The organism is Azospirillum brasilense (assembly GCF_022023855.1).
Taxonomy (GTDB): Bacteria; Pseudomonadota; Alphaproteobacteria; order Azospirillales; family Azospirillaceae; genus Azospirillum; species Azospirillum brasilense_F.
In genome coordinates this window covers 2,154,408-2,167,930 of sequence record NZ_CP059449.1, presented here as the reverse complement: position 1 = coordinate 2,167,930, position 13,523 = coordinate 2,154,408, and the positions used below count along the sequence as shown (strand labels likewise).

Sequence of the window (13,523 nt, the reverse complement as noted above, 5' to 3'; positions counted from 1 at the left end):
TTTGCTCCTCACCCCACCGCCGCGAGTATGCGGGCAAGCTCCACCGCCGTCTTGACGCCCATCTTTTCGAAGACGTGGGCGCGGTGCACCTCGACGGTCCGCATGCTGATCCCCAGCTCGTCGGCGATGACCTTGTTCAGCTTGCCGGCCACCACCAGCCCCATCACCTGCCGTTCGCGCTGGGTCAGGGTCGCCAGCCGGGCGGCGACGCCGGCCTGCCCGGCCTGCCGCGCCCGCTCCCCGGCGTCGAAGGCCAGCGCCTCGATCACCCGGTCGACGAGGTCGTTGTCGTTGAAGGGCTTCTCCACGAAATCGCGGGCACCCTTCTTCAAGGCCGACACGGCGATGGGCACGTCGCCATGGCCGGTCAGGAACAGCACGGGCATCCGGCAGCCCATGGCGGACAGCCGGTCGAACAGCTCCAGCCCGCTCATCCCCTCCATGCGGATGTCGAGCAGAAGGCAGCCGGCCATGGCCGGGTCGTAATCGGCAAGGAACGCCTCCGCCGACGGCCAGGAGGCCACCGGAACGTTGCGGGACTGGAACAGCCAGCCGAGAGCGTCGCGGATCGCCTCGTCGTCATCGACGATGTGCAGCTTTGGCTCACACATCAGCCGCTCTCTCGTCGTGGGAGTCCGCCGCGCCGGTCATCGACGGGTCGCACAGGACCGGCAGGGAGAAGAGGAACACGGTGCCGCCGTCCGCTGCGGGCTCGAACCACAGGCGCCCCTGATGATGTTCGATGATGGACCGGCAGATGTTCAGGCCCATGCCCATGCCCTCGGTCTTGGTGGTGAAGAAGGGAGAGAACAGTTTTTCCGCATTTTCGGGCGAAATGCCACAACCGCGGTCCTGGATGCGCGTCAGGACCGCCCCGTCCATCGCCTGCACCGTCACGCTCAGCCGACGGCGGTCGCGGCGGGTCGAGGCCATCGCTTCGATGCCGTTGCGCATCAGGTTCACCACCACCTGCTGCAGCAGGATGCGGTCAGCCATCACCGCCGGCAGGCCACGCCCGATCTCCAGCACCAGCTTCACCCCTTGCTGACGGGCGTCGGCCTCCATCAGCGCCACGCAATCCTCCAGAACCTCGGACAGGCAGCAGGGAGCGACGTTCGGTTCGCTCTTGCGCACGAAGTCGTGGATCCGGCGGATGATCTGGCCGGCACGCTTGGCCTGCCCGGACAGCTTCTCCAGCGCCGTGGCCAGCTCGTCCGGCCGGATGCTGCCGGCCTGGAGGCGGTTGAGGCAACCGGTGCAATAGCTGGCGATGGCCGACAGCGGCTGGTTCAGCTCATGAGCCAGGGTCGAGGCCATCTCGCCCATGGTGATGAGCCGTGCCGTCTGCTGGAGCCGTTCCTGCTGCTGGCGGGCCAGTTCCTCCGCCCGCTTGCGCTCGGTGATGTCGAGGACGGAGCCCATCCAGCCGGTGTGCCGCCCCTTGGCGTCGATCAGCGGGGCCTCGTAGATCAGCGCGTCGAACCGCTCGCCGTTGGCCCGGCGGAAGCGCAGCTCGAAGCCGTTGGCCGGCGCATTGCCGGCCAAGACGGCGCGGAAGACCTCCTCGGTGTGGACGAGATCCTCGGGCAGCCAGTAGGGCATGACCGGCCCCGCCCCCACCAACTCCTCTGCCGACCAGCCGACCATGCGGCAGAAGGCCGGATTCACATAGATGATGCGCCCGTCCAGGTCGCGGGCGCGCATGCCCACCGTCAGGCTGTCCTCCATCGCCTTGCGGAAGGCGTGCTCGGCGCGCAGGGCCTCCTCCGCCCGGATTCGCCGGGCGATGTGGCGGCGCACCGCCCACAGGCTCCACAGGGCCGAAACGGTCAGCGCGAAGATGGCGGCGATCAGGATGTTGCGCCCGAGGTTGCCGGACAGCTGATGCAGCGTGGCGACCAGGGTCAGGCCATGCCCCGGCGGATCGAAGGGCACGACATGGCTGCGCCGGGGCTCCGGCATGGCGATGCGCGACTTGGTCCCCAGCACCGCGCCGTAGGGGTCGATGACCTCCAGCTGGTAGCGCTGGGCGAACCACCAGGGCACGTGATGGGTCAGCAGGGCGTCGATCGACAGCACGCCGGCGAGCGCGCCCGCGAACTGGTCCCCGCGGAAGATGGGGATGACGATCTCGAAGGCGGTGTCCGCGGCCCCCAGCCGGTAGGGCGCCGAATAGGCGCGGCGGCCCGAGGAGCGGGCGATCAGGAAGGCGTCGGCGCGCGGGCTGGGGCCGAAGGCGTCGTCCAGCGCCGGCCCATCGTCCACCGGCGGCTCCGACCGCACCGGCCGTCCCTGCGGGTCCAGCCGCACCACCCGCTGGATCGCCGGATTCACCGTCACGATATGGCGCGCCATCACCGAGTAGTTCACCGGTGTGGTGTCCTCGCGCCCCAGCGATTCGGCGAGATACTGCAGCTTCTCCTCGTCGGAGGTGAGCTGGAAATGCAGGTTCTGCTCCACCCAGAGCACGTCCTTGATGAGGGTGAGAGTCTCCTCCTCCCGCTCGCTGCGGTGGAGCACCCACAGGAAGACGCCGAACAGAAGGACGACCAGCGCCATCGCTACGATGGGCATGGCCTGCACCGGGCCGCGCTGGCCGAGGCCATGGGCGGCGCTGGCCGCACCGCCGGTCATGGGGGGGAGAGGTGTTGGCACGGCAACCAATATGTCACGTTCACAGCTACGGATTTCCACAATAGCGTCGGGGGAGAAATTATCGAACAATGAAAGAATACCAAAGGCCGGACCATCAGTCTGACCAACAACAAGTGGAGGATGACCCCTATGAAGTTCGTTTCGCTGCTGTGCGCCACCGTCGCCGCCGGCTGCCTGATGGCCGCCACCGCCGCCACCGCGCAGGAGCCGATCGTCATCAAGTTCAGCCACGTCGTCGCTCCGGAAACCCCGAAGGGCAAGGGCGCCGAGAAGTTCAAGCAGCTGGCCGAGCAGCGCACCGCCGGCAAGGTGAAGGTCGAGGTCTACCCGAACAGCCAGCTCTACAAGGACAAGGAGGAGCTGGAGGCCCTGCAGCTCGGCGCCGTGCAGATGCTGGCCCCGTCGCTGGCCAAGTTCGGCCCGCTGGGCGCCAAGGAATTCGAGATCTTCGATCTGCCCTACATCTTCCCCTGCAAGGCCGCCCTGGTGAAGGTCACCACCGGCACGATCGGCAAGCAGCTGTTCCAGAAGCTGGAGAACAAGGGCATCACTGGTCTGGCCTATTGGGACAACGGCTTCAAGATCATGAGCGCCAACAAGCCGCTGCACGCCACGGCGGATTTCAAGGGCCTCAAGATGCGCATCCAGTCCTCGAAGGTGCTCGACGCGCAGATGCGTGCGCTCGGCGCCCTGCCGCAGGTGATGGCCTTCTCCGAGGTCTATCAGGCGCTGCAGACCGGCGTCGTCGACGGCACCGAGAACCCGCCGTCCAACATGTACACCCAGAAGATGCACGAGGTGCAGAGTCACGCCACGCTCTCCGACCACGGCTATCTGGGCTACGCGGTCATCGTGAACAAGAAGTTCTGGGACGGCCTGCCGGCCGACGTCCGCACCCAGCTCGACGGCGCGATGAAGGAGGCGACCGAGTACGCCAACAACATCGCCCAGGAAGAGAACGACAAGGCGCTGGAGGCGATGAAGGCCGCCGGCAAGACCAAGTTCTACGAGCTGACCAAGGAGGAGCGCGCGTCGTGGCGCCAGGCCATGCTGCCGGTCCACGAGGACATGGCGTCGCGCGTCGGCAAGGAATTGCTGGCGAGCATCAAGACCGAGACCGACGCCGCCAAGTGCGAGTAACACGGTTCGGATAACCGGGCGGTACTCCCGCCCGGTCTTTCAAGAAAACAAGACAAAAGCACGGCCTTCGGCAAGCGCCCGCTCACCCGACGCGGGCGCTTCCTCCTGCGCGCGGAGCCACCATGCCCATGAAAATCCTAGACCATCTGGAGGAGATTCTTATCGCCTTCCTGATGGCCGCGGCGACGACGATCATCTTCGTCGCTGTCGTCCACCGTTATGCGTCCGGCATCCCCGTCATCCAGGACTACATCCTGCATTGGAATCTGGCCTGGGCGCAGGAACTCTGCATCTACATGTTCGTCTGGATGGCGAAGTTCGGCGCCGCGTACGGCGTTCGCACCGGCATTCATGTGGGCGTGGACGTGCTCATCAACAAGCTGTCCGTCCCGATGCGGTCGAAGTTCATCGTGTTCGGCCTGCTGGCCGGCGCGACGTTCACCGGCGTCGTCGGCACGATGGGTTCCACCTTCGTCTGGCACATGTCGAACACCGAGCAGGTCTCGGCGGACCTCGAATGGCCGATGTGGATCATCTATCTGGCGATCCCGGTCGGCTCCTACCTGATGTGCTTCCGCTTCCTTCAGGTGATGGTCAACTTCCTGCGCACCGGCGAGCTGCCGCACCACGACCACGGCCATGTCGAGGGTCTGGAGGAGGATATCACCGACCCGCAGCGCGCCGCGCAGGACGTCAACTGGTTCGAGATGGACGACAACCTGCACCCGCACGACATCGCCCATCACGAGGGCCGCAAGCCCGGCAACGGCCCGGCCGCCGGCCCGACGGCCGGTAAGGGACCGAAGGAGAACGACCGATGAACGCCGCCATCATCTTCGGCCTTCTGCTGGTTCTGATGTTGACCGGCATGCCGATCTCGATCTCTCTCGGCCTGACGGTTCTGACGTTCCTCTTCACCATGACCCATGTGCCGATCGAGGCCGTGGCGCTGAAGCTGTTCACCGGCATCGAGAAGTTCGAGATCATGGCGATCCCGTTCTTCATCCTGGCCGGCAACTTCCTGACGCACGGCGGCGTGGCCCGCCGCATGATCAACTTCGCCACGGCGATGGTCGGCCACTGGCACGGCGGCCTTGGCCTCGCCGGCGTGATGGGCTGCGCCCTGTTCGCGGCGGTGTCCGGTTCCAGCCCGGCGACGGTGGTGGCCATCGGCTCCATCGTGCTTCCGGCGATGGTTGCCCAGGGCTTCCCGAAGCAGTTCGGCGCCGGCGTCATCACCACCTCGGGCGCGCTGGGCATCCTGATCCCGCCGTCCATCGTGATGGTGATGTACTCGGTCGCCACCAGCGGCAGCCCGCACGCCGCCTCGGTCGGCCAGCTCTTCATGGCGGGCGTCATCCCCGGCCTGATGCTGGCCTTCGTGCTGGGCGGCGTCACTTGGTACCGCGCGCGCAAGTTCGGCTACCCGCGTCTGCCGAAGGCCAGCCTGGCCCAGCGCCTGAAGGCTCTGCGTGAAGCGATCTGGGGCCTCCTGCTGATCGTCATCGTCATCGGCGGCATCTATTCCGGCGTCTTCACGCCGACCGAGGCCGCGGCGATGAGCGCCGTCTACGCCTTCATCATCGCGGTCTTCGTCTACAAGGACATGCCGCTGCGCGGCGTGCCGAAGGTGCTGCTGTCCTCGGCCAGCATGTCGGCGATGCTGCTCTACATCATCACGAACGCGGTGCTGTTCTCGTTCGTGCTGACGTCGGAGAACATCCCGCAGGGCATCGCCGACTGGATCGTCGCCCAGGGGCTGGGTGTGATCGCCTTCCTTCTGGTGACCAACATCCTTCTGCTGATGGCCGGCAACTTCATGGAGCCGTCGTCGATCGTGCTGATCATGGCGCCGATCCTGTTCCCGGTCGCCATCAAGCTGGGCATCGACCCGGTCCATTTCGGCATCATGATGGTCGTGAACATGGAGGTCGGCATGTGCCACCCCCCGGTGGGCCTGAACCTCTACGTCGCGTCGGGCATCACCAAGATGGGCATCACCGAGCTGACCGTGGCCGTCTGGCCGTGGCTGCTGGCGATGCTGGGCTTCCTGGTGCTGATCACCTACGTGCCGATCATCTCCACCTGGCTGCCCCGCGCGCTGGGGATGATGTAATCCCCAACCCCGGGCGATGGCCCATAAGGAAAACCCCTCGCCGGAGCGCTCCGGCGAGGGGTTTTCTCTTTTCGGGGAAGCTGGAGGACGTCACGCCTTTTTGACGAATTCCGACTTCAGATTCATCGCGCCAATGCCGTCGATCTTGCAGGCGATGTTGTGGCCGTCGGCCCCATCGACCAGACGGATGTTTTTCACCTTGGTGCCACCCTTGACGACGAGAGACGAGCCCTTGACCTTCAGATCCTTGATGACCGTCACCGCGTCGCCATCGCTCAGCGCGTTCCCGTTGGCGTCCCGCACCCCCTGATCCGCCGCAGCCTCCGCGCCCGCGCCGCCTTCGGCCTGCGGGTTCCATTCATGGGCGCATTCGGGGCAGATCCACAGCATGCCGTCCTGATAGACATGCTCGGAGTTGCATTTCGGGCACTTCAATCCGTCGTCCATATCATCCTCGCCTTTCGGGAGCGGCATCCTAGTGCGGCGAGGCGAAATCCGGAAACGCAACTTGACCGCGGCGGGCATGCGCGCCCATCGCAGGCAAGTTGCGTGTCATAGCGGGCCGTTTACGCCGCCTTGATCGAGGCCAGGAACTTCTGCACCTCGTCGCGCAGATCGACGAAGCGGGCTTGGAGGGTCTGGGCGACCTCCACCGACTCGCGGGCCGCCGTCGCTACCTCCGACGAGGCGCCGGAAGCGACCGCGATGCTGCGGGTCACGGTGTCGGCCTCGCCGGCCACGGTGCGGACCTTCTCGGCGATTTCACCGGTCGCGGCCAATTGCTGCTGGACCGAGGCGGCGATCTCCGCCGAACGCTGGCTGAGCTGGCCGATGGTTTCGGTGATGGCGCCGATGGCGGACACGGTCTCCTGGGTGACCGACTGGATGGCGCCGATCTGGGTGGCGATCTCCTCCGTCGCCTTGGCGGTCTGGCTGGCCAGATTCTTCACCTCGCTCGCCACCACCGCGAAGCCCTTGCCGGCCTCCCCGGCCCGCGCCGCCTCGATGGTCGCGTTCAGGGCCAGCAGGTTGGTCTGGCCGGCGATGGAGGTGATCAGGCTGGTGATCTCGCCGATCTTGGCGGCGCCGGCGGCCAGCGCCTCCACCGTCTTGCGGCTGGCGTCGGCGCGGTCGATGGCCTGGGCGGACATGGCGACCGACTGCTTCACGCTCTCGGCGATGCTGCGGATCGACAGGGTGAGCTGCTCCGCCGCCGCGCTGGCGGTCTGGACGGTGCGGCTGGTCTCGTCGGCGGCCCCGGCCACCGAGGCGTTGCACTGGTCGGCGCGCAGCGCGCTCTCCAGCATGCTGCTGGCGCTGCCCTTCATCTGCGAGGCGGCGGTGGAGGCCTCGCCGACTGTCGCCTGGACCGAACGGTCGAAGGCGGCGGCGAGGCGGGTCAGCCGCTCGCCCCGCTGCGCCTCCTCCGCCTGCCGGGCCAGCTTCTCGGCTTCGAGCTGCTGGCGGTGCTGGGCGTTCTGGCGGAGCATGTCGATGGTGCGGGCCATGGCCCCCATCTCGTCACGGCGGTCCAGCGCCGGCACGGCGACCGCGTAGTCGCCCTGAGCCAGCCGCCCGACCATCGCGGTGATCTGCATCAGCGGGCGCGTGATGGCCGAAACGACGAGGTAAAGCGCCGCCATGATGGCGAGGAAGGCGACCGCCCCGACGACGATCTGGGTCACCGCGCCGGCGGTCACCCGCGCCTCCACCCGGTCGGTGCGCAGGCGCAGGACGAACTCGCCGATGGTCTTGCGCTGCCCGGCCTGCCCGCCGACGATGGGTTTCACCACCTCGATGAAGCCCTTCACGGCTTTGGTGTCGCCGACCTCGGCGACCACCTTGGCCTTGTCGTCGCGCACCTGGGCGCCGAGGAAGTCGGGGTCGGATGACGGCGCCTTGGCGACCTCGCGCACCTGCTCGGTGTCGAAGTCGAAGAGCGGGATCGCCGCCGCGCGGGCCTGCAGCGACGCCACCATGTCGGCGCGCGCCGCCAGCGTCTCCTTCGCTTGGTTGGCCGAGCTGTGCACCCCCCAGGCGATGGCCAGCACCTGATAGACCAGCAGCACGCCGCCGATCAGCAGCAACGCCCGCAGGCGCAGCCCCAGACCACCGCCTTGATTCCCGCTGTCCCGCGTCCCGTCTGCCGCGCCGCTGACCGTCATGATCCGCCCTTTTCTCTTGCTGAACAATCGGTTGCCGAACGGTCGGCGCCCGCCTCGGCGCTATTGGGTCGCCTTGAACCCGGCTTCGAGCTTCGCCAGAACCGCCGCGGCGTCGGGGGTCTTCTTCGACACGACGATGTAGACGTCCAGGCTCTGGACCGGCGTCGCCTTCAGGTCGGCGAGCGTCTTTCCCCCCAGCGCCTGCTGCATTGGCAGCGAGTATTGCAGCAGCGTCGGCGCCCGCCCGGCCTGGAGAAGCTGCAGCGCCTGGTCGGCGGTGCGCGCATCGACCAACTGCACCTTGTTGGCCGGGTCCTCCATCCAGGCGCGCCAGCCGCCGTAGGAATAGCCGTTCAACGCGATGACCGCCTTGCCCGACAGGTCCTCCTTCGCCTTGACCGCCGGGGCTTCGCCGATGCCGTAGGCGTTCAGCTCGATCCGGGCGATCGGGGCGGCGCTGATCAGCGTGGTGCCGTCGAACTCCTTGACCGTGCGGATTCCCAGGAAGATGTTGAACTCGCCGTCCGCGATGCCGGAGAAGAGGCGGCGGGCCGGGGCCGATTCGGCGGTGTAGGCGATCCCGGCCGCCTTGGCGGCCTTGTCGAACGCCTCGATCAGGCTGCCCTTCGCAGCCCCGCCGTCGGTCTGGGTGTAGGGCGGGAATTCCACATAGCCGAGCTTGACCCCGTCTGCCCACGCCGTGGCGATCCCCGGAGCGGCCATGCCGGCAACGGCCCCGACCATGGCTCCGAACAAGCTGGCGAACACCCCTGCCCGCAGCGTCCGCCGGGCGCCTCCGGCAACATTCGCGATCATACGGCTTCCCCTTGCTGTGTCGTTCCGCGCTCGCGCCGGCGAAAAGGCCGCCTTATGCGAGCATTTTTCTGAAAACATACATCTTTCCGCGACGCACCTCCACAAGGATAGGACTGCAATATTGAAATCTGATGGCAGTCCTTAAACAATCCTGACCGGTTGCGGAAAGCCGAACGCCGGACATAAGCTGATCCCCGTTTTCCCCCGCCGAGGCGTCCTTCCGTGAACTCCGTCTTCCTGCCGACCGCCTGCCCGCACGATTGCCCGAGCACCTGCGCCCTCGAAGTGGAACGGGTGGCACCGGACCGCATCGGCAAGGTCCGTGGGGCCGCAGCCAACAGCTACACGGCGGGCGTCATCTGCGCGAAGGTCAGCCGCTACGCGGAGCGCGTCCATTCCCCCGACCGGCTGAGGACTCCCCTGCGGCGCACCGGCCCCAAGGGGTCCGGCCAATGGGTGGAAATCGGCTGGGATGAGGCGCTGGACCGCATCGCCGATGCCTTCCTGGACGCCGAGCGGGTCCATGGCGCGGAAGCCGTCTGGCCCTATTTCTACGCCGGCACCATGGGGCTGGTGCAGCGCGGCGGCATCCAGCGGCTGCGCCACGCAAAGGGCTATTCCCGGCAGATCAGCACGGTCTGCGACACGCCGGCCAACATGGGCTGGCTGGCCGGCCACGGCGACATCCGCGGCGCCGACCCGCGCGAGATGGCCGACAGCGACCTGATCGTGAACTGGGGCGGCAACCCGGTGGCGACCCAGGTCAATGTGATGACCCACGTCAGCCGCGCCCGCAAGGGCCGCGGGGCGAAGCTGGTCACCATCGATCCCTACCGCACCGGCACGGCGGAGGTGTCGGACCTGCATCTGATGCTGCGCCCCGGCACCGACGGGGCGCTGGCCTGCGCGGTGATGCACGTCCTGTTCCGCGAAGGGCTGGCCGACCGCGCCTATCTCGACCGCTACGCCGCCGGGGCGGACCGGTTCGAGGCGCATCTCGCCACCCGCACGCCCGAATGGGCGGCGGCGATCACCGGCCTGACTGTGGAGGAGATCGTCGGCTTCGCCCGGCTTTACGGCACGACCAAGCGCAGCTATCTGCGGCTGGGCTACGGGCTTACGCGCGCCCACAACGGCGCGGCTCAGATGCACGCGGTGTCCTGCCTGCCGGTGGTCACCGGCGCCTGGGCGCACAAGGGCGGCGGGGCGCTCTACTGCTCGTCGGGCATCTACAGCATCGACCGCACCCTGTCGGAGGGGCTGGACCGGCTGGACACCACCGTGCGCGGCTTCGACCAGTCGCGCATCGGCGCCGTACTGACCGGCGAGGACATCACCGGCGGCCCCCCGGTCACCGCCATGCTGATCCAGAACACCAACCCGGCGGCGATCTGCCCGGACAGCGCCCGCGTGCGCCGCGGCTTCCTGCGCGACGACCTGTTCGTGGCGGTGCACGAGCAGTTCATGACCGACACGGCGCAACTGGCCGACATCGTCATCCCCGCCACCACCTTCCTGGAGCATGACGACCTCTACCGCGGCGGCGGGCAGATGCACATCCTGATCGGCCGCAAGGTGATCGAGCCGCAGTTCGAATCGCGCGAGAACCACTGGGTGATTTCCGAGCTGGCCCGCCGCGTCGGCGCCGAGCATCCGGGCTTCGGCATGAGCGCGCTGGAGATCATCGACTCCATGCTGAAGACCTCCGGCCTGACCGACGCCGCCACCCTGACCGAGCAGCGCTGGATCGACGCCCAACCGGATTTCGAGACCTCGCATTTCCTCAACGGCTTCGCCTTCCCGGACGGGCGGTTCCGCTTCGCGCCGGACTGGGCGGCGCTCGGCCCCTACGGCGCCGGCCAGTTGCCGGAACTGCCCGACCACATGACGCCGGGCCGCCCGGCGGACGCGGAGCATCCCTTCCGCCTCGTCACCGCCCCGGCGCGGCAGTTCCTGAACTCCAGCTTCACCGAGACGGTGACCGCCCAGCGCCGCGAAGGCCGTCCCACCGTCCTGATCCATCCGGAGGACGCGGCGGACCTCGCCTTGGCCGAAGGCGACGCCGTGCGCCTCGGCAACGGGCTGGGCAGCGTCGTCGTCCACGCCAAGCCCTTCACCGGAGTGCCGCGCGGCGTGGTGATCGTCGAGGGCATCTGGCCGAACAGCGCCTTCCTGGAAGGGATCGGGATCAACACCCTGACCTCGCCCGAGCCGATCCCGCCGGCGGGCGGTGCCGCCTTCCACGACACGGCGGTGTGACTGCGCGCCGCCTGAGCCGGTTCCGGCTCCCATCACCGGACGTGATCCGTCCCATCTGAACAAATCATTTTTCACGATGGCCGGACTGTCCTAGCCTCCCTCCGCGGATTACCGAAAGCGGAGGGCGGCGCGATGCCGGTTCACACCACTCTGACCCAGCGCCTGGGCCTGTCCAACCCCATTGTCCAGGCCCCGATGGCCGGGGGCGCCGACACGGCGGACCTCGTCGCCACGGTGGGCGAGGCCGGCGGCATCGGCTTCGTCGGCGCGGCCTATCTGTCACCGGACCAGATCGCCGAACGGGCGCGGGCGATCCGCGCCCGGACCGCCCGCCCCTTCGGGATCAACCTGTTCGCCCCGCTGCCCGCGCCCGAAGCACCGGACGCCGGGAGGATGGACGCGGCGGTCGCCGCCATTGCGCGCTACCACACCGATCTCGGCCTGCCCGCTCCCGGGACACCGGTCCTGGGAGCCGACGGCTTCGCCGCCCAATTGGCGGCGGCGCTGGACTGCGGGGCGGCGGCCTTCAGCTTCACCTTCGGCATCCCGCCCGCCGACGCGCTGGCCGCCATCAAGGCGCGGGGCATGCTCCTGATCGGCACGGCGACCGGCGTCGAGGAAGCCATTGCGCTGGAACGGGCCGGCATGGACGCCGTGATCGCCCAGGGGGCCGAGGCCGGCGGGCACCGCGGCAGTTTCGCTACGGGCTCGGGAGAGGTGGACTTCGCCGCGGGTCTGGTCGGCACCATGGCATTGGTTCCACAGGTGGTGGACGCGGTGAACCTGCCCGTGCTGGCATCCGGCGGCATCATGGACGGGCGCGGCATCGCGGCGGCGCTGGCTCTGGGCGCCGCCGGGGTGCAGATGGGCACCGCCTTCCTGACCTGCGCGGAGGCCGGCATCCCCGAGGCGCACAAGCGGGCGATCCTCGACGCCCGCGAGACGCAGACGCGCGTGACCCGCGCCTTCTCGGGACGCCCGGCGCGCGGGATCGTGAACCGGGTCATGGAGAACATCGCGGACGGCGACGCCCTGCCCTTCCCCCTTCAGAACGCGCTGACCCGCCCGATGCGCACCGCCGCGGCGCAGCAGGGGCGCGCCGAGTTCCTCTCGCTGTGGGCCGGACAGGGCGTCCGTCTTGCGCGGCGGCAGACGGCGGCGGAACTGATGGCGCGGCTAGTGGACGAAACCGACGCCGCGGTCCGGCGCCTGACGGGAAACACCTGACAGGCGGCGCTCAACCCGCCACCGTGGCCTCCGCGCAGACGCGGTTGCGCCCGCCGCGCTTGGCGGTGTAGAGCGCCTCGTCGGCGCGGCGCATCAGGGCCAGCAGATCCTCACCGGGGCGGTATTCGGCCGCCCCGACCGACAGGGTGACCGAGCCGTAGTTGGCGTTGCGCGACCGGTTGATGATCTGCCGCGACCCCACGGAGGCGCGAAGCTGCTCAGCCAGCTTCACGGCGTTCTGAAGCCCGGTGTGCGGCAGGATGACGCTGAACTCCTCGCCGCCGTAACGGGCGACGGTGTCGCGCCCCTTGACCCCTTCGGTCAGCACCTTGGCGACCAGCTTCAGGACGTGGTCGCCGACGAGATGGCCATGGGTGTCGTTGAAGCGCTTGAAATGGTCGATGTCCACCATAAGCAGGGTCATCGGCATTCCGGTCTGCGCTGCCTCCTCCGCGGCGGAGGCCAGCGCCAGATCGAAGCCACGCCGGTTCGCGATTCCGGTCAACCCGTCGGTCATCGCCTCGCGACGCGCGGAATCCAGGACAACGCGCAACTCGGCCAACTGCTGGCTGGATTCGAGAAGCTGGCTCTGCAGGCGGGTCTGGCGGTCCACGATGGCGGTCGTCTCCGCCGCGATGGCAGCCACCATGGCGCGCAGCTCGGCCAAGCTCATCGGCTGGTCCAGTTCCCCCCGGAAACCGGCCAGCGCCTGCCCGTAGCGGTCCGTCTCCGAGCCAACACTGCCCAACTGGTCGAGGATGCGCCCCAAGGCGACGCGCGCCCGCTCCGACGTTTCGCGGATGGCCTGGGCTTCGGCGTCGAGCGTGAAGAAGCGCTTGTACAGCTCGTCGCAATGGCCCTGCGACAGCTTGGCGCCGTCGCGCTGAGCCAGTTCGATGGCACGCGTCAGGTCCGGGTTCTGCCCGCCGAAATAAGCGTACCAGAGGGTAAAGTTCTCCGGGTTCGGCAAAAGCCCATGGACGGCGATCCGATCCATGGCGCGGCTCGCGAGAATCCGCGCCGTCTCGAAATCCTCTTCGCCCGCCATTGCCGCCGCCTTTCCACTGCTCATAGGAAAAAAGGCTACCGCACCGGGAAAGAGGCGGGCAAGCAACTTTCGGGTAAGGTTATTATAATACGGTGAG

General features: G+C 68.0%; 11 protein-coding genes. 5 read left to right on the top strand and 6 right to left on the bottom strand.

Annotation, left to right across the window (positions count from 1 at the left end; genetic code table 11):
• Positions 1-8 precede the first annotated feature (8 nt).
• Complete coding sequence (locus H1Q64_RS10250) at positions 9-611, bottom strand: response regulator transcription factor (protein WP_237903409.1); 603 nt, start codon at positions 609-611, stop codon at positions 9-11.
• Entirely contained in the window at positions 604-2,634 is a 2,031-nt protein-coding gene (locus tag H1Q64_RS10245; protein WP_237903408.1) for a sensor histidine kinase, read from the bottom strand. The genes H1Q64_RS10250 and H1Q64_RS10245 overlap by 8 nt, the downstream gene beginning before the upstream one ends.
• A 150-nt stretch (positions 2,635-2,784) precedes the next feature.
• Between H1Q64_RS10245 and H1Q64_RS10240 the strand changes: the two genes are divergently transcribed.
• From H1Q64_RS10240 to H1Q64_RS10230, 3 genes are all read left to right on the top strand, one after another.
• Positions 2,785-3,795 (top strand): TRAP transporter substrate-binding protein, encoded by a 1,011-nt coding sequence (locus tag H1Q64_RS10240; protein ID WP_237903407.1) that lies wholly within the window; start codon positions 2,785-2,787, stop codon positions 3,793-3,795.
• A 122-nt stretch (positions 3,796-3,917) separates the two neighbouring features.
• A complete protein-coding gene (locus H1Q64_RS10235) occupies positions 3,918-4,616 on the top strand; it encodes a TRAP transporter small permease (protein ID WP_237903406.1) in 699 nt (232 codons plus the stop codon).
• Positions 4,613-5,911 (top strand): TRAP transporter large permease, encoded by a 1,299-nt coding sequence (locus tag H1Q64_RS10230; RefSeq protein ID WP_237903405.1) that lies wholly within the window; start codon positions 4,613-4,615, stop codon positions 5,909-5,911. The genes H1Q64_RS10235 and H1Q64_RS10230 overlap by 4 nt, the downstream gene beginning before the upstream one ends.
• Positions 5,912-6,001: 90 nt before the next feature.
• Here H1Q64_RS10230 and H1Q64_RS10225 read toward each other — a convergent pair whose 3' ends face one another.
• The 3 genes from H1Q64_RS10225 to H1Q64_RS10215 all read right to left on the bottom strand — a co-directional run bounded on the left by H1Q64_RS10225 (position 6,002) and on the right by H1Q64_RS10215 (position 8,892).
• Positions 6,002-6,358, bottom strand: a complete 357-nt coding sequence (locus tag H1Q64_RS10225; protein WP_145686769.1) for a zinc ribbon domain-containing protein YjdM — start codon at positions 6,356-6,358, stop codon at positions 6,002-6,004.
• Between the two features lie 119 nt (positions 6,359-6,477).
• On the bottom strand, positions 6,478-8,076 hold the full coding sequence (locus H1Q64_RS10220) for a methyl-accepting chemotaxis protein (protein ID WP_237903404.1): 1,599 nt from the start codon (positions 8,074-8,076) through the stop codon (positions 6,478-6,480).
• A 60-nt stretch (positions 8,077-8,136) separates the two neighbouring features.
• Positions 8,137-8,892, bottom strand: coding sequence for a transporter substrate-binding domain-containing protein (locus H1Q64_RS10215; protein WP_237903403.1), 756 nt, complete (start codon positions 8,890-8,892; stop codon positions 8,137-8,139).
• Between the two features lie 222 nt (positions 8,893-9,114).
• Between H1Q64_RS10215 and H1Q64_RS10210 the strand changes: the two genes are divergently transcribed.
• Together H1Q64_RS10210 and H1Q64_RS10205 are read left to right on the top strand one after the other, a co-directional pair.
• Positions 9,115-11,151, top strand: coding sequence for a molybdopterin oxidoreductase family protein (locus H1Q64_RS10210; protein ID WP_237903402.1), 2,037 nt, complete (start codon positions 9,115-9,117; stop codon positions 11,149-11,151).
• 132 nt (positions 11,152-11,283) lie between these two features.
• Positions 11,284-12,378, top strand: a complete 1,095-nt coding sequence (locus tag H1Q64_RS10205) for an NAD(P)H-dependent flavin oxidoreductase (protein ID WP_237903401.1) — start codon at positions 11,284-11,286, stop codon at positions 12,376-12,378.
• Positions 12,379-12,388: 10 nt separating this feature from the next.
• On the opposite strand, the gene H1Q64_RS10200 is transcribed toward H1Q64_RS10205, so the two are convergent.
• Positions 12,389-13,450 (bottom strand): GGDEF domain-containing protein, encoded by a 1,062-nt coding sequence (locus H1Q64_RS10200; RefSeq protein WP_237903400.1) that lies wholly within the window; start codon positions 13,448-13,450, stop codon positions 12,389-12,391.
• Between the last annotated feature and the right edge of the window lie 73 nt (positions 13,451-13,523).